The 23,457-nt window shown below is 42.6% G+C and carries 21 protein-coding genes; 2 read left to right on the top strand and 19 right to left on the bottom strand.

Annotated elements, in window-relative coordinates; genetic code table 11:
* Positions 1-139: 139 nt before the first annotated feature.
* Positions 140-403 (bottom strand): DUF3098 domain-containing protein, encoded by a 264-nt coding sequence (locus KTO63_RS08845; protein ID WP_217790863.1) that lies wholly within the window; start codon positions 401-403, stop codon positions 140-142.
* Between the two features lie 141 nt (positions 404-544).
* Positions 545-1,417, bottom strand: a complete 873-nt coding sequence (locus KTO63_RS08840; protein WP_217790862.1) for a cell division protein FtsX — start codon at positions 1,415-1,417, stop codon at positions 545-547.
* A 368-nt stretch (positions 1,418-1,785) separates the two neighbouring features.
* On the opposite strand from KTO63_RS08840, the gene leuS reads away from it, so the two are divergent.
* Positions 1,786-4,581: a leucine--tRNA ligase gene (gene leuS / locus KTO63_RS08835; protein WP_217790861.1), complete on the top strand. Its 2,796-nt coding sequence runs from the start codon at positions 1,786-1,788 to the stop codon at positions 4,579-4,581.
* A gap of 226 nt (positions 4,582-4,807) precedes the next feature.
* Here leuS and KTO63_RS08830 read toward each other — a convergent pair whose 3' ends face one another.
* From KTO63_RS08830 to KTO63_RS08805, 6 genes are all read right to left on the bottom strand, one after another.
* Positions 4,808-6,460 (bottom strand): pyruvate dehydrogenase complex dihydrolipoamide acetyltransferase, encoded by a 1,653-nt coding sequence (locus tag KTO63_RS08830; protein ID WP_217790860.1) that lies wholly within the window; start codon positions 6,458-6,460, stop codon positions 4,808-4,810.
* 186 nt (positions 6,461-6,646) lie between these two features.
* Complete coding sequence (locus KTO63_RS08825) at positions 6,647-7,087, bottom strand: DUF937 domain-containing protein (RefSeq protein ID WP_217790859.1); 441 nt, start codon at positions 7,085-7,087, stop codon at positions 6,647-6,649.
* Between the two features lie 129 nt (positions 7,088-7,216).
* Positions 7,217-7,636 (bottom strand): SH3 domain-containing protein, encoded by a 420-nt coding sequence (locus KTO63_RS08820; RefSeq protein ID WP_217790858.1) that lies wholly within the window; start codon positions 7,634-7,636, stop codon positions 7,217-7,219.
* Positions 7,637-7,642: 6 nt separating this feature from the next.
* Positions 7,643-8,152 carry a BON domain-containing protein gene (locus KTO63_RS08815; RefSeq protein ID WP_217790857.1) on the bottom strand — a complete coding sequence of 170 codons (510 nt, stop codon included), beginning with the start codon at positions 8,150-8,152 and terminating at the stop codon, positions 7,643-7,645.
* Between the two features lie 243 nt (positions 8,153-8,395).
* Positions 8,396-8,959: a hypothetical protein gene (locus tag KTO63_RS08810; protein ID WP_217790856.1), complete on the bottom strand. Its 564-nt coding sequence runs from the start codon at positions 8,957-8,959 to the stop codon at positions 8,396-8,398.
* A gap of 152 nt (positions 8,960-9,111) precedes the next feature.
* Positions 9,112-9,450 carry a DUF7674 family protein gene (locus KTO63_RS08805; protein ID WP_217790855.1) on the bottom strand — a complete coding sequence of 113 codons (339 nt, stop codon included), beginning with the start codon at positions 9,448-9,450 and terminating at the stop codon, positions 9,112-9,114.
* 456 nt (positions 9,451-9,906) lie between these two features.
* On the opposite strand from KTO63_RS08805, the gene KTO63_RS08800 reads away from it, so the two are divergent.
* A complete protein-coding gene (locus KTO63_RS08800; protein ID WP_217790854.1) occupies positions 9,907-11,100 on the top strand; it encodes a TlpA family protein disulfide reductase in 1,194 nt (397 codons plus the stop codon).
* 163 nt (positions 11,101-11,263) lie between these two features.
* Here the strand turns inward: KTO63_RS08800 and KTO63_RS08795 are convergent, their stop codons facing one another.
* From KTO63_RS08795 to KTO63_RS08745, 11 genes are all read right to left on the bottom strand, one after another.
* On the bottom strand, positions 11,264-11,830 hold the full coding sequence (locus KTO63_RS08795; RefSeq protein WP_217790853.1) for a hypothetical protein: 567 nt from the start codon (positions 11,828-11,830) through the stop codon (positions 11,264-11,266).
* Complete coding sequence (gene nrfD / locus KTO63_RS08790; protein WP_217790852.1) at positions 11,814-13,166, bottom strand: NrfD/PsrC family molybdoenzyme membrane anchor subunit; 1,353 nt, start codon at positions 13,164-13,166, stop codon at positions 11,814-11,816. Before nrfD ends, KTO63_RS08795 begins: the two co-directional genes overlap by 17 nt.
* A 64-nt stretch (positions 13,167-13,230) precedes the next feature.
* Positions 13,231-14,187, bottom strand: a complete 957-nt coding sequence (locus KTO63_RS08785; RefSeq protein WP_217790851.1) for a 4Fe-4S dicluster domain-containing protein — start codon at positions 14,185-14,187, stop codon at positions 13,231-13,233.
* A 139-nt stretch (positions 14,188-14,326) separates the two neighbouring features.
* Complete coding sequence (locus KTO63_RS08780) at positions 14,327-14,737, bottom strand: c-type cytochrome (RefSeq protein WP_217790850.1); 411 nt, start codon at positions 14,735-14,737, stop codon at positions 14,327-14,329.
* Between the two features lie 37 nt (positions 14,738-14,774).
* The gene (locus KTO63_RS08775; RefSeq protein WP_217790849.1) at positions 14,775-15,737 is read right to left on the bottom strand and encodes a DUF5777 family beta-barrel protein; all 963 of its coding nucleotides are present in this window, start codon (positions 15,735-15,737) and stop codon (positions 14,775-14,777) included.
* Positions 15,738-15,759: 22 nt separating this feature from the next.
* Positions 15,760-16,140 (bottom strand): c-type cytochrome, encoded by a 381-nt coding sequence (locus KTO63_RS08770; RefSeq protein WP_217790848.1) that lies wholly within the window; start codon positions 16,138-16,140, stop codon positions 15,760-15,762.
* A gap of 51 nt (positions 16,141-16,191) precedes the next feature.
* The gene (locus KTO63_RS08765) at positions 16,192-16,860 is read right to left on the bottom strand and encodes a YceI family protein (protein ID WP_217790847.1); all 669 of its coding nucleotides are present in this window, start codon (positions 16,858-16,860) and stop codon (positions 16,192-16,194) included.
* Between the two features lie 49 nt (positions 16,861-16,909).
* Positions 16,910-17,152 (bottom strand): hypothetical protein, encoded by a 243-nt coding sequence (locus KTO63_RS08760; protein ID WP_217790846.1) that lies wholly within the window; start codon positions 17,150-17,152, stop codon positions 16,910-16,912.
* Between the two features lie 447 nt (positions 17,153-17,599).
* On the bottom strand, positions 17,600-20,740 hold the full coding sequence (locus KTO63_RS08755) for an efflux RND transporter permease subunit (RefSeq protein ID WP_217790845.1): 3,141 nt from the start codon (positions 20,738-20,740) through the stop codon (positions 17,600-17,602).
* Positions 20,741-20,871: 131 nt separating this feature from the next.
* The gene (locus tag KTO63_RS08750; RefSeq protein WP_217790844.1) at positions 20,872-21,969 is read right to left on the bottom strand and encodes an efflux RND transporter periplasmic adaptor subunit; all 1,098 of its coding nucleotides are present in this window, start codon (positions 21,967-21,969) and stop codon (positions 20,872-20,874) included.
* Positions 21,970-21,989: 20 nt separating this feature from the next.
* Entirely contained in the window at positions 21,990-23,270 is a 1,281-nt protein-coding gene (locus KTO63_RS08745; protein ID WP_217790843.1) for a TolC family protein, read from the bottom strand.
* Positions 23,271-23,457: the final 187 nt, after the last annotated feature.

Below are 23,457 nucleotides of genomic sequence, written 5' to 3'. Positions count from 1 at the left end.
GGAATTAGGTATTAAAAATTAGGACGTTGCGGGTTGCCAGACCTGACAGGTTTTTAAAACCTGTCAGGTCTGGGAACCCGCATCTAAACAAAAAAAGCGACACCTTCCGGTATCGCTTTTCAATATTATGTGAAAAAAATTAAGCTTTTGGCTTTCTGAATATAGCAAAAACTTCTACCCCAAGACCAATAATGATCAACAGTGGAGCAATAGTAATGCGACGAGCGCTGTACACTTCATTTTGGTTAAATTCTGCAGGATTACTGCTTTTGCCCCCGGCCATCAGCATCATTCCCAAAGCAATGATGGCAACACCAACCAACATCCACATGAAATTTTCTTTACCCAGTACAAGATTGCTTGAGCTGCTTTTTTTGGCAGTAATTACTTTCTTTTCGCTCATATAGATTAAAAACTTAGGTGCGCAATATAGCAATAATTCAATAACTGAGTAACTGAATGACTGAATAATTGAGTGTATAACTATTAAAGGTTTGGTAAAAATGTAAACCTTCAGTTATTCAGTTACTCAGTTATTCTGTTATTAATAAAGGTCGTCCAGTTTCATTTTTAGGTATTTGATCACACTGCGGTGCGTACTTACCAGCGAAATGAAGATGCCGATCACCAACAGGCCAATGCATAAAATGGTGAACCAGTAAGGATCGCGAAGTGCTTTTAGCTCCGGAATTTGTTTTTCCAGGAAAATCACCAATCCAAAGACGCCAGTAAACGCCAGGATAGCGCTCAAAGCCCCGTTAATGATTGCGCGGATATCCATCGGTTTGGCGATAAACCATCTTGTGGCCCCCACCATTTGCATTGTTTTAATAAGAAAACGGTTGCTAAACATGGCCAAACGAATGGTATTGTCAATCAAAATAATCACCACAATGGAGAATATGATCGCAAGGATAAGAAAGCCCAGGCTTATCGGCCTCATGTTTTTCAGGATCTTGTCAACCAAAGATTGTGGGTATTGCACGTCGCTTACCGAAATGTTTTGCTCAAGATCTTTTTTAATGTTAGCCAGCGTGTCGCTGTTAACATATTCGCTTCTCAGCTTGAAATCGATACTTGCAGGCAGGGGATTTGCATCCAGCACGTTTTTCCAGTCTTCGTTCCCATCACCGATAAATTTTTTACGGGCAAGGTCCTTTGTTACATATTCGTATTCCTTAACGTAAGGCTTATTCGCAATATATTGTGTAAGGGCCACACTATCTCTTGAGGTGATATTTTCGCGCAGGTAAACGCGCACTTCGACATTTTCTTTAAAATACTGGCTAAGCTTATTTGCGTTGATTGCTATCCAGCCCCAGATGCCAAGAATAAAAAGTACGAGCGATACTCCTAAAATGGACATGAAATAGGAAGGTTTGGATCTTTTTGCGGAACTTTTTCCGGTTTGCGCCATACTGTTGATATTTTTCTGGTTAGTATTACGTTGCTAGACAGGCAAAAATAAAGGATTTAAATGCTGAATCCGTATTTTTGCCGCCCTAAGTAACGAGTAGGTTTTGCAAAATATTTTTCAAATGCGTCGATAAAAATAATTGCCAGCTTTTTTTAAGGTTTGTTTAAGGATTTCTATTTTACACGTCAGCAAATTTCGAACCCTTGAATGGACGGTCTTCTATGAAGCTTGGGCTATTATAAACTAAACATGAGCCGGAAATTTTTCTGCAAGAGTATACAACTCAAAACTGTTGGATTCCGGGGCTTTTACTCAGCCGTTAGCAATATAACAAAACGAATAAACATTTTTCTATAAACTGAAGAATAATGGAATACGATTTCAGACGAATAGAGAAAGACTGGCAAAAGAAATGGATCGATGCCAAAGTCTACAAAGTGAGCAATGATACAACAAAGCCAAAGTATTATGTACTGGACATGTTTCCTTATCCAAGTGGTGCGGGATTGCATGTAGGGCATCCTCTTGGTTATATTGCCAGTGATATTTTCAGCAGATACAAAAGACTAAAAGGTTACAACGTATTGCACCCAATGGGCTACGATGCATTTGGCTTGCCTGCCGAGCAATACGCCATCGAGCACGGCATTCACCCTGCCGTAAGTACGGATCAGAATATTAAAAACTTCCGCAGCCAGCTTGATAATATTGGTTTCTGCTACGATTGGGACAGAGAAGTAAAAACAAGTGATTCCAATTACTACAAATGGACGCAATGGATATTTCTGCAATTGTTTAAAAGCTGGTACAACCGCAAAACACAAAAAGCGGAAAGCATTGATGGGCTGATAAAAATATTTGAAACAGAAGGCAACGGCAATAATGTTTGTCCCGGCGATAAATCAATTTCTTTTTCAGCTGAAGAATGGAAAGCCTTTGATGAAAAGCGTCGCGAAGATATTTTGATGGAATATCGCTTATCGTTTTGCGGATACGGGGAAGTAAACTGGTGCGAGGCGCTGGGAACCGTGCTGGCAAATGATGAGGTGGTAAATGGCGTGAGTGAGCGTGGCGGTTATCCGGTGGTGAAAAAGAAATTGCGCCAATGGTACCTGCGCATTACTGAATATGCTGATCGCTTGCTAACCGGACTTGACAAGATCGAGTTCAGCGAAGCAATGAAGGAAATGCAAACCAACTGGATCGGTAAGAGCTATGGCGCAGAGATAACTTTTAATATCGTGAATGGTGAATCGTCAATCGTGAATGGCGCATCCATTGACGATTCTCGATTGACGGTTTACACAACCCGCCCCGATACTATTTTCGGTGTTGACTTCATGGTAATTGCTCCTGAACATGATTTGATCGAAAAGATTACTTCCGCTGATCAAAAGCAAGCCGTTGAAGAATACGTAACCTACGTGAAAAGCCGTAGCGACAGGGAAAGACAAGCTGAGAAAAAAATTACGGGTGCTTTCACCGGTGCTTATGCGGTGAATCCATTTAACGGAAAACAAATCCCTATCTGGATTTCAGAATATGTGTTGATCGGTTATGGAACCGGCGCTATCATGGCCGTTCCGTGTGGTGATGAAAGAGATTTCAAATTTGCACAGCATTTCAATATTCCGATTACCAACATTATTGGAAGTCATTTTGATGGAATAGAAGCAAATGCCACCAAAGATGCGCTTTTGGAAAACAGCGATTTCCTGAACGGTGTAAAAATGCGTGACGCAATGGACATCGTGATCACGAAACTGGAAGAAATGAGCATTGGTAAGCGCCAAACCAACTACCGCATGCGCGACGCTGCGTTTAGCCGCCAGCGTTACTGGGGCGAACCTTTCCCAATCGTGTGGAAAGATGGCATTGCGCATCCTTTGCCAGAAAATGAACTGCCGGTATTGCTTCCGGAAATGGATAAAATTAAAAACGGACCGGAAGGTGAGGGGCCATTGGCAAACCTTACTGAATGGAAAAACTATAACGGCGGCGTTCGTGAAGTAAATACAATGCCGGGTTATGCGGGATCATCATGGTATTTCCTGCGCTACATGGATCCTGAAAATAACCAGGAGTTCTGCAGCAGAAAAGCAAGCGATTACTGGGGCCAGGTTGACTTGTACATCGGCGGCACCGAACACGCAGTAGGACATTTGCTGTACAGCCGTATGTGGACGAAAGTATTGTTCGACCTTGGTTTGATTGGTCACGAAGAGCCTTACAAGAAACTGGTGAACCAGGGCATGATTCAGGGTTCTTCAAGATTTGTTTATCGTGTTCACGGATCAAATAAGTTTGTTTCTCACGGTTTGAAAGGAGAGTACCAGGTAGATGCGATTCATGTGGACGTAAACATTGTGGACGGCGTTGAGCTCGATACGGAGGCATTCAAACAATGGAAGAATGCAGAATTTGGTGATGCTGAATTTATTTTGGAAGGCGATAAATATATCTGCGGCGTTGAAGTGGAGAAAATGAGTAAATCAAAATTCAACACTGTTAACCCGGATTATCTAGTTGATAAATACGGAGCCGATACTTTCCGCATGTATGAAATGTTCCTTGGTCCGGTGGAAATGAGCAAGCCCTGGGATACAAAGGGCATTGAGGGTGTGCATAGATTTTTGAGAAAATTCTGGCGCTTATTTGTTGACGAAAACAAAGGCCTAATCGTTACCAATGATGCTCCTACAGACGCGGAATGGAAAGTGTTGTACAAAGCTGCTAAGAAAATTGAGGAAGACACTGAAAAATTCTCTTTCAATACAGCAGTAAGTACATTCATGATTGCAGTGAATGAGTTAGGAGATTTGAAATGCCACAAGAAAGCGATTCTTGAAAAATTGCTGATCGCGCTTACGCCGTATGCACCGCATATTGCGGAGGAACTTTGGCATATGATCGGCAATGAAGGTTATATCTTGGATGCAGGTTATCCGCCAATTGAAATTAAATACCTGGTTGAAACTGCGAAGGCGTATCCTGTTGCTATTAACGGTAAAACGAGAACAGAATTAACCATTGCACTTGATGCCACACAGCAACAAGTAGAAGAAATGGTAATGGCTGATGACATAGTAAAAAAATGGCTCGAAGGCAAAGCCCCTAAAAAAGTGATCTACGTGAAAAACAAAATGATCAACGTGGTGATGTAGGCAGCTTGGCTGTGCAAGAATATTTCACGCAAAGGCGCGAAGGAGCAAAGACGCAAAGGGTTCTTAAGTATAGAGGAGAGACTGTAGTTAAACAGTCTCTCCTTGTTTTTTAAGGAGCTCGTTCCGAATATTAATAAAAGAAAAAGGGTATTCTGCGTAAACAGAATACCCTTACTTATCTTAAAAAATCTTTGCGTCTTTGCTCCTTCGCGCCTTTGCGTGAAACTTAAACCAGCATTCTCAAAGGCTCTTCCAGGAAGCTTTTCAGCGTTTGCAGGAAAGCAGCGCCGGTTGCGCCGTCCACTACGCGGTGGTCGCAACTCAAAGTAACTTTCATGATGTTTCCTGGTTTTACAACGCCGTCTTTCACTACAGGCACCTGGCTGATACCGCCTACTGCAAGTATACAAGCATCTGGTGGATTGATGATCGCTGTGAATTCGTCTACGCCAAACATACCTAAGTTAGAGATGGTGAATGTGCTTCCTTCCCAATCTGCAGGTTGTAATTTTTTAGCTTTTGCGCGGGCAGCGAAGTCTTTTACTTCTGTACCGATCTGAGTAAGAGATTTAGTATCTGCGAAACGTACAACCGGAACCAGCAAACCTTCGTCAACCGCAACGGCAACGCCAATGTTCACGTGATGGTTCACACGAATTTTATCGCCCAACCAGCTGCTGTTGATAGCAGGGTGTTGTTTCAATGCAATAGCACAAGCTTTTAATACTAAGTCGTTGAATGAGATTTTTACAGCCGCTTTTTCATTGATCTTTGTACGTGCTGCAACAGCGTTATCCATATCGATAACCATTGTTACGTAGAAGTGAGGAGCAGTGAACAAGCTTTCACCAAGGCGTTTCGCAATTACTTTACGCATTTGAGAAACAGGTACTTCATCGAAGCTCACTTGTCCAGCAGGAGCTGAAGCCACAGCAGGTGCGCCTTTCGCAGCTGGGGCCGCTTGTTGTGCAGCAGGTTTGTAGCTGTCAACATCTGCTTTTATGATGCGTCCGCCATCACCACTTCCCGGAACTTGTGAGAGATCGATACCTTTTTCTTCGGCTACTTTTTTAGCAAGCGGAGAAGCTTTTACTCTTCCGTTGTCTGTAGAAGATTGTGCAGGGGCGCCTTGTGTCGGAGCAGCCTGTGCAGCAGAAGCCGTTTGTTGAGCAGGTGCAGCCGCTGGTTGAGAAGCGCCAGCAGATGCAGTGCCACCCCCTTTTGCAGCAGCAACAATTTTATCAACATCTACTTTTCCTTCTTCACCAATGATGCAAAGCAACGCGTTCACAGGAACTTTGTCGCCTTTTTGCGCACCTATATATAATAACTTACCATTCTTGTAGCTTTCCAGCTCCATGGTAGCTTTATCCGTTTCGATTTCCGCAAGTAGGTCGCCTTTTTTAACGTCGTCGCCTACTTTTTTGTGCCACTCAGCAATTACACCCTCGGTCATGGTGTCGCTAAGGCGAGGCATTAAAATAACCTCTTCAACTTTAGAAAGGTCAACCGAAGAACCGCCACTTGCAGGAGCAGCTTGGGGAGCCTGTTCTTGTTTAGGAGCTTCTTCCTTTTTCTCAGCCGCTGGAGCTGCAGCCGGAGTGCCGCCTTGTTTATTTAAAATTCCGGAAATATCTTCACCGGGAGCGCCGATGATGGCTAACAAATCATTCACCTGCAATTTTCCGCCGTTCTGTACGCCGATATGCAATAAGGTACCGTCTTTATAGCTTTCCAGTTCCATTGTGGCTTTATCTGTTTCTACTTCAGCTAACAGATCTCCTTTCTTCACAGTATCGCCTACCTTTTTATGCCATGCAGCAATAACCCCTTCTGTCATGGTATCACTCAAGCGGGGCATTAATATCTCTTCTGCCATAGATTATGATTGTTGATTTGAGGGTTCGAAATTAGGGCAAAATGAGGAAAAATCAGCAAAATAGCTTGAGGATCACCCAATAACTCCGTTGCACCCCGGTTAACGCATTTTATTTTCAGCGATTTCAACAAAAAACCGGTTTTAGTTAAACCGGTTTATGATAAATATCAGTTGTAAACGAAATTCTTACAAACCAAATTTACCCAGCAAGCTCGATAATCCTCCGCCACCGCCGCCGGTAAATGCGCCGATGATGTTTTGGAAATTGAAGCTTTGATCGTTGGGGTCATTTGTTTTGTGAATGAATTTTGCCATTACCATTGGAATGATAGCTGCAGCGATGCTTTGCGCCTGCGTTCCGCTAATGCCAAATTTTGAAGTGATGGATTCAACAAAATTGTTCGAAATGCCCTGCACCGCCGGATGATCTGCGGAAACGCCACTTTGCGATTGGAACAACTGCATAATACCATCTGCATTTCCCTGGCCATAGCTCTGCAGGCCGTTGGTAATGGAGCTTACTGCCTCGTTCATCACGTCCTGATTGTGCTCATTGGGAATAGCAGTGTTATCAACAACGGCCTCCTGGCTGTGTTGTTGAACCAGTTGTAATAATTCTTCAAACATAAAAATTGTTTTAATGAAGATAGGAGTTAAAAAAAATGTTTTGAGTAATAAGTTTTGAGTTATGAGTTATCATTTTATGAAATTCGATTGCCTACAATTCATAACTCATAACTCAAAACTCACAACTTCCTATGCAGGCTGCAAATACTGCGCATATGCATAGCCTTCAGCACCTCCATCTGTTCTGATAAGGTACCACTGGTCGCTTGTTTTATTTACCAGTGTTACGATCTCATTGTGCCCCGCTTTACCTACGATAGGTTGGTCGGTGCCCGGACCTTTGCGAATATTCAGGTTGCTGCTTTCTGTAACTACTTTCAGTTTGCCGCCATCTACAGCGCCGCCAACATTTACATTTAATACAAGATCGCCTGCGCGAAAATCCGGATCTATTTTATTGTAAATGTTCCAAAGGCTGTCTTTAGCGCCGCCATTTGGTGCATCACCGTCAACGTATAAAACACCATCCTGCTCTCTTACTTGCAGGTTAGACACGCCTGATGAATTCGCTGTATCGATCAGCTCTTTATATTTATCCTGTAGTGCCATGATATTTTATTTTATGGTTAATTTGTTTTCAACTTTTTTCGGTTTCAGAGATTGAACCTTTTGCATGAGCTTGGGAAGGTCGGCTCTTTTGATTTCTCCTGTCAAGGTTACCACGCCATCTTTTACAGAAGCCACAACTCCTGCATTATCTTTAATGGCATCAGTTACCATTTTGCTTAAATTGTCATCAGGAGAAATAGTAACAGGAGCAGCCGGTGGCAATGGTGGTGGTGGTGGTGCGACGGTCACATTGTTAACTACTGATTTTACGCCCTTTATCCCTTTCACAACATTTTCGCTGCTTACTTTGCACGCATCGTCTTTGCACTCACCGCTAATAGTTGCAACTCCATCTTTTACACTCACCTGGAGTGCAGATGTTGTAGGGTCGCCAGCAAGTGCGGTAGCTGCAGCAGATTGGACGTCTGCATCTTTAGGACCACAGGAAGCAATGCTTAAAGAAATGATCACTGCCGTTCCGAGAATGGCAAGGTTTTTTAGCCAGTTTTTTTTCATATTCATGATGTTTAATTCTAGTATTCAGCAATTTATCACTATCGCTGTTTCCACGTCATTACTATCAAAAAATGAACCTTTTGTAATAGTGATTGAGTTTATAACAGCTACAAAAAACAAAATGCCTTATGATCTATTGCATTTTGCGTGCCACTTGCGGGCAAGCACAATTAAACAACCATTCAGACTAAAAGGTTTGTTACGTTTTTAAGAAAATTGGGTTGGGAAAATAATGTGATGCGGCTAGAAAGCATACGCGGCTTTTAATACCCAAATACCGTAGCCACCTTTCGTTAAAGTGTTTGCTTCGGGCGTTCCATAACCAGGCAATGTATTTATTAGCCGGAGGCCAACGTCGATGCCATGTTGTTTTGCAACATCAAACTTATAACCAACTGAAGGAGCCAGCGAAATGTGAGTGCTTGTATTACTGCTACCTTGAATCATTGCGCCAATTTCTGCACCAAGAAATAATTTTTTCCAGCAGTAATATCTTAAACCTGCAAACAAAGGGATGTGGCCATAGCTGCTTATGCTCGTGTCATGAGCGATACTCGAATAGTCGATATAGGTGTATGTGCCCGAAAAATGGATGTAACCAAGACTTGCTGTGCAGGAAAAATTTTTCGAGAAGAGACGTTCTGTTTGTATCTCAAGGCCAACGCCTGTGGTGTTATTGCTTTCTGTGTTGGAAAAATAAGCAGGTTTTGAAAGCAATAGACCGGCTGAGTATGTTGTCTTTTTAGATTGCGCGAAAGACAACATAAATGTGAGACTTGTAACCAATAAAAGCAACAACTTTTTCATCAGGTGGTTTTTGTAGTTGACCCCGGCGCCGATGAAGTCGTTGCATCGCAAAGTTGTTAGCTAATGGTTGTTAGTTGTTAGGCTTTAAATCCTTTAACTGCAACTTAAGAATGCAGCACCTAAAGTCTAACAACTAAGAACTAACAACTTTCCTAGTCCCTGCTGAAACCCTGCATTACATAAAGCTGGTAAAGTCCAACAGGTATATATATCTGTAGTAATCTCGCTTCTGCGCAATTGCGGTTGATGGCCTGCTTAAGAGCCGGAATATAAACACGTTCAATGAGTGTTTTTAATTCCGCATCTCCATTCGCATATAGCTCCTGGGCAACGCTCATGCATTTTTTAATTCGGGAAATATCACAATCCTGTGCCGATTGGCGCGTGTAGGTAGCAAAGGCAAGCATGGCATCTTCAATGCCATTTTCTTTAATAGTGATTTTGGGGATGCTTTTCAATAATAAGCCGTTTGCCTCTTTACTTGTAATCATAGTCGGTGCTCTTTCTCTGTTTTTTTAAAAGTTAACCAGTAAACACAATCGTTAGTTTTTTTCCTGGAGCTTGTTTTGCAAGCATTTGGAAAAAACGTTATTTAATAAATTTACTGAAGTTTCAGATTTTTGACAAAAGTTTTTTGAAAAATCCAAATTTTTTGAACAGAATTTCCGGTAAATGAATTTCAAAAAACTGATGCGGATCATATCTTGGTCGTATTGGGTGGAGAGGTGGGCAACGGAAGTATGATGAATAACCGAATAATTGAATAACTGAATGTTTCTGTTTAACAGTCATCTTTGACTTTGAACATCAGTTATTCAGTTACTCAGTTATTCGGTTATTCGGTCATTGAAAAATCAGTGTCATCTGTGTGCTAGGTTTGTTTTTTAACAATTCCTGCCGCGTACAAATCAAATGTTCAAACTATTTTCCGTTTTAATTAAACCCTTATGACCCAAACACCATTTACCTTGTCAGGCAAACTTCTAATTGCTATTATTTTTCTTTCTCTCTGTGTCACGCAGCGTACAACGGCTCAAAAAAAATTCAGTCTTACAATAGTTGCTGATTCGTCGATTGATGTTAAAGGATTACATTGTCAGTATTATAACGGTTTCGGACTTGCTTTTGTACCGGATACTTTTACCGGAAACAAGATCACACTAACGGACGAATATATTTCGAAGTATGCTGCTGTTGATATCTCTTATAATAATCATGGAGATTTCCAGGGCGGCTATACATTTTTTATAGATGAAGAACCTGCAACGATTCACATAGGCAGTGTTAAAGATGGAACTGAAAATAAACTTCGTTACTCCAAACTTGAAAATGCAACCGACTTTTTTGATACGTCAACCAATTTTCTGTTGAAAGAATTGCGGGAGTTTCGGAAAGATGAAGATGAGGCCCTGTCAAGGCTTTGGGCAAATCATAATTACCATGACATAACCTATAACGATTCGCTGCGAGCCCTTAATGAAAAACTCCTAAAAGCTGGCAGCGAAAAGAATATCTTATTCATCAAGAAGCATCCTGAAGAATATTTTTCTTTCTATTGGTTCCAGGATCAGGTTGTTGGGAATTCACTGGAAAAGGAAAAAGACACCGCGTATTTGCGAAGTCTTGTTACGACAATGACAGAAATTTTTCCTGAACGTGTGGTAAGTAGTGCGGAAGGGCAGTGGTTGATCGTACGCATTAATGCTGCATTGTACCCGCCGCCGCAGAAAGGAATGCCCGTGCCTGACGTTCAACTCAGGGACATAAATGGGAAGAGTGTTAAGCTGTCGGATTTTAAAGGCAGGTATGTATTGCTTGATTTCTGGGCAAGCTGGTGCCCGCCATGTAGAAAAAATGGACCGGTACTAAAAACTATTGCTGCGCAGTATAAAAAGAATTTGCAAATTGTCGGCATTTCGATCGACAACAATTTAACGGCGTGGAGAGATGCGATAAAAGAAGATGGATTGACGTGGGTAAATCTTTGTGATGCAAAACTGGGAAACAATAGTGCAGCCATGCATTACAAGATTACTTCTGTTCCGCACTATTTTTTAATTGACGCTTCAGGAAAATTAATAATGGAGACAAGCGGAGACCTGGAAGCGATTAAGAGCAGGCTCAGGGCAGTTTTTCCTTAGAGAGCACGCAGATGACGCTGATTGGACTGAGTAACTGAATAACTGAGTAACTGAGTAAATGAGTAAATGAATCATTGAATAACTGAATGTTTCTGTTTAACAGTCGTCTTTGACTTTGAACATTCAGTTATTCAGTTACTCAGTTATTCAGTTATTAAAACGGCTAAGCTTTTCCTAAACGATTTATTTTTACGAGTTGAGATAACATATAGATAATGATGCCCCACACAAGTGCCACCAATGATACGACTGTTACAACGAGCGTTATTGGAGCATTTTCAGCGGTTCCCCAGAGCGTTCTCTGATCAAACCTGTCTTTTACAGTTGTTGGTACGCCCCAGTTGGTGGATTTTGTTGCCAGGAGTTCTCCGGTTTGGTCGTTCTCTTCTACCTTGGCAAGCACAGTTACATTCCCTTCATGATCACCGGGTATGTCAGTTGGAAAGTCGGCCACTGCTTCGCCATTATCATCGGTTGTTACGGCATCTCCCAAAGGAAGTGAGCCGAAACTTTTCTTAACTAAAAAAATTACATCCACGCCTTTTAGCGGAGCATGATTTTTTGTAACAACGGCTTTCGCTTGTTTAACGCTGTCTTGTTCGCCGAAGGTTAACGTAATTTGCGCTTCTGCATTTGTGCTATCCTGCGCAGACAAACGTTGTGTGCAGAGCACGAAAAAACTGCAGCTTAGTGCCAAACCGCGGATGATATGATTAAGCTTTAGCTTCATACAAATTAGTTTGTTCATCAGTTTGAGGTGTTTGCTGCTCTTCGGTCATTTCCCAAATTGAAATGATAGGGAACAGTCTTACAAAAAAAGTAATAACCAACAGCGCACCGGCCAGTGATGCCGCTGTAATGGCCCACTCTTCCCACGTTGGCATATAAGTGTGCCACGATGCAGGAACGTTCTGAATGGGGATGAAAGGGTGAAGAAGCGTAGGAACTACAATGAGAAAACGCTTGAACCATGCACCAACCACCACCATGAGGGAAACGATAAATACTGGAAGTGGCGCTCTTCCTTTTTTAAATAGCATAACAACGATGGGAACTATCATGCCGAATATCTGCACGCTCCAAAACAACGGCGCATAGTGGCCAGTGAACAGGGATTTAAGATGTTCGCCATCTACCGTTTTCATTTTATAACCCGGCACCAAATATTCGTTGATGTTGAAATAGAGATAGACCAATGACAACAGCACCAATAGTTTTGCCATGTTGTCAAAATGTTTTGTTGTGATGTATTTTTTTAAGCTATAATGATTCCTCAAAACGTATGTAACGGCAATTACACCTGCGCAACCAGCCTGGAATGCACCGGCAACAAAATAAGGGCCGAAGTTGGAGCTATCCCAACCGGCTCTATAGGTTGTTGCAAACAACCATGAAGTAACGGTGTGAATGCCTAACGCAAGGGGAACAACAAGCACCGCAAGCACATTGATACATTTGTGTATAAGCGTATATTGTTGCGCAGTACCCCTCCAGTTCAAGGCGAGGAAGGTGTAAAACCATTTTTTGAATTTGGAAGACGCGGGAGTCAGGTCGCGGCAAATAGCAATGTCCGGAAGCAGGGGAATGTAAAGCAACAAACTGCTTACAACAAGATAAGTGGTGATAACAATAACATCCCAAAGAATAGGCGATTGAATTCTTCCAAACGCAAAGAGGTGCCAGAATCTTTCGGGTCTTCCCATGTCCACAATGATGATGATAGCAGCAAAGAATATTGCAGCCACGGCAATTATTTCTGAAATGCGCACAAGTGGTGTGCGCCATTTTACATTGGCGAGTTTAAGAATGGCACTCACGAGCGAACCAACGAGGCTTATGGCAACAAAAAAAACGAAGTTGGATATGTATATTCCCCACGAAGTAAAATCGCGCATATCGGTTACAACAAGGCCCTTCTGCAATTGCCGGATGTAGGCAAAAAAGCCAATCACAACGATTACCAGCAGGAGGCCCACCCATAACTTGCCCGAAGCGTTGAATTTTTTCGGCATCAAATCCGTGAGCAGCTGATTCGATTTATCCAACTTTATTTTTACCGGTTCCATTTGTAATTAATAATTAATAATTAAGAATTAACAGTGCCGCATTGCTTAGTAATTCGATCACTGGTTAATGGCCTGACTGATGAGTGGTTTGTCCTTCTGCATCTGGCGGTACTTCTGCATCTTTAAAAGGAAATTGTCTGTTTACAGGAGGCAGATAATAAACCCTTGGTTTGGTTCCCAGATCTTCGAGGTATCTGTAACCAGACTTATCTTTTAATAACTGGCTCAGTCGAACAGTTTCATCACCGTTGCTTACCACATCTTCTACTTCATCGCCAAAATAGAATACACCGTTGGGGCAGGCTTGCACACAATCCGGCAGTTCATTTTTTGCTGTCTGGGTAGGGCAGAAGTCGCACTTCTCTACTGTGCCCGTAACGTGTGTGCTGCAGGCCGCGTGTGGCTTTATTTCATTCATCTGGGTAATGTTCAACTGGTATTCAGTATCCCAGTTGAAAACCCTTGCAGAATATGGACAAGCTACCATGCAGAATCTGCAACCGATACAGCGATCGTTGTCTATGCCTACAATTCCATCCGTCAATTTAAAAGTGGCGCCGACCGGACATACTTTTACACACGGCGGATTGTCGCAGTGAAAGCATGGTGTAGGCATCCAGTAAGGAGACGCCTTGTCAGAATCCTGCATTTTGTTGATCTTGATGTAGCTGCGATTGTCTGGGAGGTAGTGCATCTTTGAACAGGCGCTTTTGCATTTGCCTGCATTCTTGCACCTGGAAAGATCAATCACCATTACAAACTTTTTACCGGGCACACCCTCACGCACATTGTGTTTGGAAAGGAGTGAGTCCGGTATCGCAGGATTGATCATTGATGAATCTACTTCCACTATTTTGCCATCAGGAGAAAGCAGTTTCACCTTATCGCCTGTTTTGGGCTTTGTGTCCTTGCACGCCGTTTCCAATAGTCCCACACCCGTCGCTACAGCGGCAGTAGCTACAAAACCCTTTCGCAGGAAATCTCTACGCGAATCATTCGATTCGTTATTATTTGAATCCATGGAATACAAATTGAAAATTGAAAGTTGAAAGTTGAAAATGGAATTGAAAATTGAAAGTTGAAAATGGGGTATGTCTTGAAGGCGAATGCGATTCGCCCCTACGGCGATTCATTTTCAACTTTCAATTTTCAATTTTCAACTATTTCTTAAAAGTGCGTATGTAGTTTACAAGACTCCATATTTCGTCTTCGTCAGAAATTTTCTTTTTAAATCCAGGCATATCATCTCTCCCTTCGCTTATTTTATAAAACAGCGCTCCGTCTGATTGACTTTGTGTTGCCGCAGCAGAAAAGTCTCCCGGATGCGTGGTTAATTTCGCTGCTTTTGATCCGTCTCCCTTGCCCATTTTGCCATGACATGACGCGCAGTTTTTTGCCCATGAAGCTTTACCTGTATTAATAGAAGAGGCGTCAGCTTTAATAGGGTTGGCCATCTTAGCGTTCTTATCAGGAACCGGCCATGGTTTTGGTTGTTGTTTTGAAAAAGTAAAACTTACAACCACGATAAATGTTGTCATCAGTAAAAGGACACTTAGTGTTTTTGTTTTCATAAACTTGTTTTGAGGTGTATTGATAAAGAATATGTTTCTACCAGTTCCAAAGCCGCGTCATGTTAAAGCCGATCAACCACTGCCCATCTTTGTAATCATTGTTGTTATAGTAATTATTTCTCGACGGTGTTATATAACGATAGTTGCCCACCAATACCTGGAACGTGTGCCCGGTGGTATTGATTTCAAGCCCTGCAGAAAGGTTTGGATTTGGGTTGTTTGTTAAATGTTTTGTGAGTGGCTGGTCATAGTTCAGCAGAAGGTTGAGCGTGTTGTTCAATTTTACTTTTCCTGAAACAGCTATTGCAAAATGGTCGTGTTTCATTTCTTTGCCGAGCACGCTCTTTCCATCTGCAGTGGTGTCTCCGGGATAGTAGCCTTGCACCACGTTCACGTGTGTGAGGCTTGGCGCCACCTGTATGGAAAATCTGTCGCCGAACTTTCTGGCAATAATTATTTGATTAAAGAACATCAGGCGATCCGTACCATGCGGGTAAAGACCGCCGGTTGGGTCTGATCTTGTATCGACAGACATGTTGCCGTAGTAGGTTACACTCACGGGAATTTTATTATCTTTTGTTTGCTTGAGGCCCGCATATTTTACATAACCTTCCCATGTTAGGTTGTATTCTGTCAGGGAAAGTCCGACCATTAAATCTTCTCTTGGCACATAGTCAGCTCCAATGCGGATATTGATACCACCAAAAAGACCAAACAGGCTCTGGTAGCCTCCATCAATAGTTCCGAAGCGGTGCATGAAATCAAGCTGGAACGACCCTTTTGTGGGCACCATTACAGACTGGTTATCCAGCAGCCAGATGTTTTCAAATGTATTTGGCACCGGCTTACTTTTTTTGGGTGCTGCTGCGGCGGCTTCTGTTGCTTCCTCTTTCACTGCAGTGGAGTCTTGCGCATTCAAAAAATTCAGGCATCCCAGCAAGCAAAACAATACTAAGGCAGCTTTATGTGACCGGTTATATAGTGTTGTGTGTGCTTTCATTTGTGCGTTTTTTACGATGTAGTTAGTTATTAGGAGCGCCTATTTTGATCCAGTCCAGCACCATTTGTATCTGAGTTTGTGGCAGCTTGCCGGTTGGAGGCATCAAGCCATTGTTAATCTCCTGGTACAAAATACTTTCTGTGGGAATGGTTGTATTTACAAACCCTCCCGACATTAGTGCATTGTAAGACTTATCTGCTGTTAAGATTGGATTATGTCCCCCATCGCCATGGCAGCCGGTTGTAGCGCAGTTCGTGTTAAAAATGGGCTGGAGGTCGTTACTGAAACTTACGTTTTGTGGAGGTGCGTTAGGATCGGGCGGAGTGATAACATCGTAGTAACAGCCTGTTGTCAGTGCCATTATTAACATTGCCATCACCCAATATATTTTTCTGACTTTCATAATTGATATTTTGCGTTAGTCATTAAATGGTGTTTAACATGTGTTGTGGCGTCAGAACTTAATCGCCGCATTACAGATAATGTCTACGTTATCACCAATACTGGTTGATACAATGCCGAAATCAGAAAGGGCGAGGATGGAAAAATCCAGGCTGAATCCGTAGGTGTCCTGTGTTCCCTGCTCTGCTTTTCCATCATAGCTTAGCTTGGCAGTAATTTCTTTGGTTACTTTATGGAAGGTGAAATCGGCAGTTACGATGTAGCCTTTATCTGTTGTGCTGAATACAACTTTCTTGCTTTTGATTACTGCCATGTTACTGTCTACCGCACCTGCGCCAGCTGCGGTACCAAATGTTGCAAGCAAACATCCGCCGTCTCTTGCCGGTTCACTGGTGTTAACTGAGTTCAGCCATACATCCGCCGTGAAATAGATGCTGTCCGGGTTTTCTTCCCAGAATTTGAACCGGGTAATATGGAACGTATTGAAACGTCCCGTTAGGGCTGAAACCGAGCCTAGGTACTTGGTTGACCAGTTAACGTTGGAGTGGGCTTTGTCGAAGCCGGCTGCGTTGTCAACGTGTTGGTCGCCACGGGTGATAGGACCGCCGCCGCCGCCGCCACTTGGCACGAGCTCATCCTTGTGTGTGCAGGAAATAACGTAAAACAAGAAGGTTATTATAAGCGTAACGCTTATCGCCGAGATTTTTACTTTTAGGTTCATGGCGGTCAATTTGGATATGAAGAATTTTAGTTAAACTCTTAAAAGCAGGTCATTTTTTGTGTGCATCATTCATCCAGTCGAAGACTTCTTTTTCCGTGGCTTTTTTTGCAACGGTATTTTGCTCAAGTGCAGACTTTTTTACCATTACCAATGTGCCGTCTGGCATCAGCATTGGCACCATGGAAGTCTCTTCCGATTGTAGATGATGCAGTAGTGGAGCGCCGACACCGATTGTGGTGCCCGCGACGATGACCGACTTAATGAACTTTCGTCGATTATTTTTTGTAGGCATATGATTAGAGATTGCTATTGACTATTTAATCCGTGCAACATGGACGCGGATTTATAAATTCCGTGAAATCAATGGGCAGCGGCTCTGGGGCTAGCTAATCAGTTTTGTGGAATTACGCTCAATAGCTTGTTGATGCAACGCGCAAGTTGAGTTTTGAAGTTTGCAAAAAGTATGGATTGCGTCGTAAGTCTCTTCGTGGAGCGGCCCATTTTTTCCGTCCGTATAACCACACATCTTCCGTTTTTGGGAAATAAAAAAGGACATTCCTGACGATTCTATGACTCTTTCCAGAATAAGACAACCTAGGTATGTAATTTGTTTGCGAGATTGGAAAAAAAATTTTTCCACGATATGGCTCATTTATGGGAGAAGTTTTTGCCGGTAAAAACAAAAGAGCTGCCTCAAACGAGACAGCTCTTTTTAGTTTTGGGTTAAGGATCCTATTTTCTATTTTCTGCTTATTAAACCCGCTTTTCTCAGCAATCTTCTATTTTGACTTCTATGCATGAATTTGAATACCAATGCATAAATGATAGGAAGAATGAGCAAAGTAAGCAGCGTAGAAGTAATCAAACCTCCGATTACTACGATCGCCAATGGTTTTTGTGTTTCTGAACCGATACCTGTAGAAATTGCCGCCGGCAACAATCCGATCATCGCCATGAGTGCAGTCATTACCACCGGACGCACACGAGAGTGAACGCCCTCGAGAATGGCTTCGTTCAGGTGCATTCCGCCTTCAAGGTTTTTCCGGAAAACCGATATCATGATCACACCGTTCTGGATACAGACACCAAACAAGGCGATGAACCCAATACCGGCAGAAATGCTGAAGTTGATGCCTGTTACGTGCAATGCAAGAATACCGCCAATCAATGCAAACGGCACGTTCATTAACGTAAGAATTGCATCTTTTGAGTTGCCGAATGTTACAAACAAAATCAGGAATATCACGAGCAAACAAATCGGTACTACGCGAGCCAATGTTTTTGTGGCACGCTGCTGGTTTTCAAACTCTCCGTTCCATGACATTTTATAACCGTCTGGCAGTTGGGTTGCTGCGTTTACTTTTTGCTGTGCCTCTGCAATGGTGCTTCCAAGGTCGCGGCCGCGAACCGAAAATTTCACCGTGATGTAACGCATGTTATTGTCGCGGTAAATAAATGCCGGGCCTGTTAATGTTCTGATGCTGGAAATTTCTTTCAGCGGAACTTTGGCACCGTCTGTTGCAGGCACCATCAGGTTTTCGACTGCTTCACGTGTTGCACGGTAATCTTTTTGATAACGGACACGCACATCAAATTTTCTTTCGCCTTCAAATAATTCAGTGGCTGCTTTACCACCAATAGCCATTTCAATAACAGCGTTTGCATCGGCTGTAGAAACACCGTAGAACGCCATTTTCTGTTGGTCCAATTCTATACGGAACTCAGGCTGACCAAGATTTCTGATCACACCCAAATCCTCAACGCCCTGCACGCCTTTCAAAATGTTCATTACATGTGTTGCACTTGTATCAAGCACGTTGAAATCCTGGCCAAAGATCTTCACTACCAACGCTGCCGGTACACCCGCAACGGCTTCCGCGACGTTATCGCGAATTGGTTGTGAATAGTTGAACACAATGCCCGGGAATTTTTGCAGTTTGGCATCCATTTGATCAACGATCTCATCCGTGGTGAGTTTATCTGTTCTCTCTTTTTTAGGAGTAAGATCAACGGCGATCTGCACGTTAAAAAATCCTTTAGGATCAGTACCATCGTTAGTACGTCCTACCTGTGTCAAAGTATTTTTCACATCAGGGAAAGTGCGGATCACTTTATTCATCTCTGCGGCGATGCTGTCTGCTTCATTCAACGACACGCTTCTTGGCAATTCTGCGGACACCCAAAGTGCGCCTTCATCGAGTTGCGGCAAGAATTCAGATCCCAAAAACTTAAACGAGAAGAATGATACAAACATTATGATGAATGCAATAATCACACTCAGCTTTTGATTGGCATACAATTTTTTCAGACCCTTTAGTGTAATGCTCTCAAAGAAAATTACAATCGGGTTGTGTTTTTCACGCACATTCTTTTTCAACAAAATGCTTGATAATGCAGGCACCAGCGTAAGTGTAAGAATCAATGCTCCTAACAATGCAAAACCTAAAGTGTAGGCGAGAGGAGAGAACATTTTACCTTCTACTTTCTGGAATGCGAAGATGGGTATCAAACAGGTGATGATGATCAACTTGGAGAAGAAGATGGATTTACCCATTTCTGCACCGGTGTTCTTGAACAGGCCAAGCTTTGCCAGTTTGTTGAATTTCTCCATGCCCACTTCATGCGCCCGCTTGTCGAGTGCCACAAACAACCCCTCCACCATCACGACGGCTCCATCTATAATAATACCAAAGTCAATCGCTCCCATCGAAAGCAGGTTGGCGTTCATGCCTTTGATGCGCATACAAATGAAGGCAAACAAAAGTGACAGCGGAATGATGATACTTACGATCACCGTTGTGCGCCAGTCTGCCATGAAAAGAAATACGATCACCGTTACCAGTACGATACCTTCAATAAGATTGTGAATAACCGTTTCCTGGGCAAAGTCCATCAATGTGGTACGATCGTAGAATGGAACGATCTTCACATCTTTTGGCAAAATGGTTTTGTTAAGTTCCGTTATTTTTTCGTGTACGCGATCTAAAACCTCACTTGGGTTTTCTCCCTTGCGCATTACCACAATACCTTCAATCTGATTACGTTTTTCGTTCAGCGCAACAGTTCCCAGGCGCGGTTTACCGGCTTCCATAACATTGGCAACATTCTTTACCAGCAATGGTACACCGTTTATTTTCGTGATAATAATGTTTTCAATTTCGTCAATGTTATTAAGCAAACCAATACCACGTACTATATAAGCCTGGCCATTTCTTTCAATTACATCACCACCCACGTTTACGTTGCTCTTTGAAACGGCATCATATACATCGAGTGAGCTCAGGTTGTATTTGATCAGCAACTCAGGGTTCACACTTACTTCAAATATTTTTTCTTCACCACCAAAACTGTTTACATCGGCAACACCCGACACTGATTTGAACTGGCGATCAAGTACCCAATCCTGCAAAGCTGTAAGCTCATGCACAGATTTGGTAGCGCTTTGCAAAGTGTAGCGGTAAATTTCACCCGTTGGTCCGTAAGGCGGCTGCACTTCCGGTTGTATGTTGTCAGGAAGATCAGCGTTAATGATACGGCTCATTACCTGCTGCCGTGCAAACGCGTCATCTACTCCGTCATCAAATATCAAAGTGATATAACTAAGACCAAATGAAGAGTTGGTACGAAGATTCGCTTTTTTCTGTACGGAGTTCAGCACCGTTTCAAGCGGAATGGTAATAAACTTCTCTACCTCCTCCGCACTTCTTCCGGGCCATTGCGTAATAATAACTATCTGTGTATTGGTAACATCCGGAAATGTTTCGATAGGGGTTTCTTTATAGCTCCAAATTCCTATTGCTACCAGCACTACTGTCATAAAGAAAACGAAGTAGCGGTGGCGCAGTGAAAAATGGATAATGCTTTTTATGAACTTATTCATGCTAATGATTGATAATCGTGAATAGTGAATGGTGAAACGTGAATAGTAAATCGTGTAATGTCGATCGCGAGTCGTGAATGATGAATATTGATATTGTAACTACATTCACGATTCACGATTGACCATTCACGCTATTGCTGCGACAATGCTCTAAAGAACAACACCTGGTTCTTAGAGATTACTTTGTCTCCAAGCTCTACGCCTTCGTTAATGAATGCCGGACCGCCTTCTGTTGCTTTGATCACTTTTACTTCGTGCAATTTCAAATCACACTGGCCTTTGTAAGTAACCACATAGCTTTTGCCATCGTCACTAACCAATGCAGACGCAGGAATGCTCATCGCTTTTCTTCCTTCTTTATTTTCTATCAGTACGTTGGCAAACATTTCAGGTTTCAATGCCAGACCTTTGTTAGGCAAATCAATTCTTACTTTCATTACTTTGGTTTGCGGATCAAGTATCTGATTGATCATATCTACTTTGCCTACAAACACTGAATCAGGATAAGCAAGTGTGGTTACTTTAGCAGTGTAACCTTCTTTAATGCGTGAGATGTCCGACTCATACACGTTTGCAATTACCCACACATCAGTAATGTCACCAATAGTAAACATGTTCTCTGTATTGTCAGCTCTGATAAAGCTTCCCGGATTGATTTTTCTTTCCAGTAAATAACCGCTTCTTGGAGCAATGATGGTAAAGTTTCCGTTTTTATCCGTGCGGCCGCTACCATTGATGCGCAAAGTTTCCCTGATCTTTGTTTCAGCAGAAGTTGCTTTTTGTAAATTTTGTTTTGCTTCTTCAAATTCACGCTGGCTGCTGATGCCGTTGTTGTATAAAGCTTCAGCGTTTTCATATTGTCTTTTGGCAATGGCAACATCCGATTCTGCAGCTACGAGGTCGCTGTAATTTCCTGCGATCTCAGCACTTTTAATCACTGCCAGTACCTGCCCTTGTTTGATTCTGTCTCCGAGGTTTACTTTTACTTCGGCCACCTGGCCGCTACTGAAAGGATATAGTTTCACGACTTTACTTTCATTGAAACTGATCTCTCCTGAAAGCTTGAGCTGATCATCGATGTTCGACATTTTTACAGAATCTATGGTGATCATAGGTAACATAGAATCGCTTACACATACCTGTTTTGACACGGGGTCCGGTTGCTTCTTTTCTTTACAAGCAAATAAGAATACCGGTAATCCTAAAGTCGCTATAATTAATTTGTTCATATTATCGGGTTGAAGAGTACTTATTGAATAATGTTTTTGCCCACTGTGAAATTTAATTCCGCCACTGCATTGCGTAAATTAAGTTCCTGCTCCATACGGTTTGATTTTGTTTCTTTATACGAATCGAAGAAGTCGATAAACTCGATCAGGCTCACTTGTCTTTCTTTATAACTCTTGATCATGTTTTGCAGCAAATTGTCGTAAGGCTGATCAAGTACTCCGGCACCTTTGCCGACGATCTTTTGGGAGATCAGCCACTTGTTGTAGGCAGCTTGCACTTCCTGGTCAATTTGCGATTGGTATTGTGTTACCTGTACCTGGGCCTGTTCAATGCTTTTTTGCGCAGCATTGATGTTGCCTTTGTTTCTGTTTAAAATGGGTAATGGCAAACCAACGCCGAGGCCCCAGTAGTTGAACTGGTAGCTCGATGCGTGGTCGTACTCTACGCCAACTGTTACATCTGGCGCCTTCAATGATTTTTGATAAGCAAGATTATGTTGTTGGTTGAGAACGTTTGTTTGTGTAAGCAAATAATCCGGCCTTGTTGCCCGGGCTGTGTCCAGCAGGTTTATAAGAGGAAGCGGAGTGCCGAAGTCTGTAGTCATTTGCGGCATGTCTACCACAATTGTAGAATCGCCGCCCATTTGCAACAGAACACGTAGATCTCTTTGTACATCTGCCATTTGCGTTTCCAGCGATGCCTGGTCCGTTTGCAATGAATACAGCAAAGCTTTTACACGGATATTTTCTTTTTGAGAAATGTTGCCCGCTTTATACTGTGCATCCATGGCGTTAACCATTTGCTCAAGGGAGGTCAGCTCTTCCTGGTATAGTTGGAAAGTAGATTGCTGCTGGTACAAAGTGTTCATGCTTGTGTGCAATACAAAGCTCAGGTTACGCAACAGGTCGTTGAATTGTTGTTCAGCAGAAAGAACCTGGTCGTTCGCAAGATGTATAAGCTTGTTTCTTTTGCCGGCAGTAAGAATAACCTGCTGTAATTGTACATCAAGTTGGCCTCCGTGACCGAGATTGTCTTCTTTCACCAGTCCCTGCCTGATCGTCTTCAGATCCAGGTTCTGCGAAACCGTTAGTGTTGGATTTTGCCAATACTTCGCTTGCTGTACAAGGGCCTTGTTGATGTCAATGTTGTACTTCTGGGCAATAAGTGACAGGTTCCGCGTAACGAACATTTTTTCGGCGTCGGGTAGGGTAAGATGTATGCTGTCTGGTTTATTCTGCGCCCTCAGGAAAGAGGTAGCAAAACATAGGATGAACAGCAAACTGTACGAGTGCTTCTGCATATATAAATAATACTGGTTTACAAAATGAGTGCAAAGATGTTTTCGTATTTAGTTAAGCCGCGATTAACATCTGTTAACTGCTGGTTAACTAACGAATTGACAATTATTTGATCTGATTTGTTTAACATTTCCGGATCAAAAATGGCAAGGAGTGCTCGTTAGAGTGGTAGAGAGGGCGGGAATGATG

Origin of the sequence: Pinibacter aurantiacus (assembly GCF_019130065.1) — a bacterium.
Lineage (GTDB): Bacteria > Bacteroidota > Bacteroidia > Chitinophagales > Chitinophagaceae > Pinibacter > Pinibacter aurantiacus.
Note: the sequence above shows the minus strand (reverse complement) of the source record. Positions and strands in the feature narration are given on the sequence as shown.

Bases quoted from the DNA above. Each gene is read 5' to 3' on its own strand.
- KTO63_RS08845 (WP_217790863.1), bottom strand. From the start codon at position 403: ATGAGCGAAAAGAAAGTAATTACTGCCAAAAAAAGCAGCTCAAGCAAT.
- KTO63_RS08840 (WP_217790862.1), bottom strand. From the start codon at position 1,417: ATGGCGCAAACCGGAAAAAGTTCCGCAAAAAGATCCAAACCTTCCTAT.
- leuS (WP_217790861.1), top strand. From the start codon at position 1,786: ATGGAATACGATTTCAGACGAATAGAGAAAGACTGGCAAAAGAAATGG.
- KTO63_RS08830 (WP_217790860.1), bottom strand. From the start codon at position 6,460: ATGGCAGAAGAGATATTAATGCCCCGCTTGAGTGATACCATGACAGAA.
- KTO63_RS08825 (WP_217790859.1), bottom strand. From the start codon at position 7,087: ATGTTTGAAGAATTATTACAACTGGTTCAACAACACAGCCAGGAGGCC.
- KTO63_RS08820 (WP_217790858.1), bottom strand. From the start codon at position 7,636: ATGGCACTACAGGATAAATATAAAGAGCTGATCGATACAGCGAATTCA.
- KTO63_RS08815 (WP_217790857.1), bottom strand. From the start codon at position 8,152: ATGAAAAAAAACTGGCTAAAAAACCTTGCCATTCTCGGAACGGCAGTG.
- KTO63_RS08810 (WP_217790856.1), bottom strand. From the start codon at position 8,959: ATGAAAAAGTTGTTGCTTTTATTGGTTACAAGTCTCACATTTATGTTG.
- KTO63_RS08805 (WP_217790855.1), bottom strand. From the start codon at position 9,450: ATGATTACAAGTAAAGAGGCAAACGGCTTATTATTGAAAAGCATCCCC.
- KTO63_RS08800 (WP_217790854.1), top strand. From the start codon at position 9,907: ATGACCCAAACACCATTTACCTTGTCAGGCAAACTTCTAATTGCTATT.
- KTO63_RS08795 (WP_217790853.1), bottom strand. From the start codon at position 11,830: ATGAAGCTAAAGCTTAATCATATCATCCGCGGTTTGGCACTAAGCTGC.
- nrfD (WP_217790852.1), bottom strand. From the start codon at position 13,166: ATGGAACCGGTAAAAATAAAGTTGGATAAATCGAATCAGCTGCTCACG.
- KTO63_RS08785 (WP_217790851.1), bottom strand. From the start codon at position 14,187: ATGGATTCAAATAATAACGAATCGAATGATTCGCGTAGAGATTTCCTG.
- KTO63_RS08780 (WP_217790850.1), bottom strand. From the start codon at position 14,737: ATGAAAACAAAAACACTAAGTGTCCTTTTACTGATGACAACATTTATC.
- KTO63_RS08775 (WP_217790849.1), bottom strand. From the start codon at position 15,737: ATGAAAGCACACACAACACTATATAACCGGTCACATAAAGCTGCCTTA.
- KTO63_RS08770 (WP_217790848.1), bottom strand. From the start codon at position 16,140: ATGAAAGTCAGAAAAATATATTGGGTGATGGCAATGTTAATAATGGCA.
- KTO63_RS08765 (WP_217790847.1), bottom strand. From the start codon at position 16,860: ATGAACCTAAAAGTAAAAATCTCGGCGATAAGCGTTACGCTTATAATA.
- KTO63_RS08760 (WP_217790846.1), bottom strand. From the start codon at position 17,152: ATGCCTACAAAAAATAATCGACGAAAGTTCATTAAGTCGGTCATCGTC.
- KTO63_RS08755 (WP_217790845.1), bottom strand. From the start codon at position 20,740: ATGAATAAGTTCATAAAAAGCATTATCCATTTTTCACTGCGCCACCGC.
- KTO63_RS08750 (WP_217790844.1), bottom strand. From the start codon at position 21,969: ATGAACAAATTAATTATAGCGACTTTAGGATTACCGGTATTCTTATTT.
- KTO63_RS08745 (WP_217790843.1), bottom strand. From the start codon at position 23,270: ATGCAGAAGCACTCGTACAGTTTGCTGTTCATCCTATGTTTTGCTACC.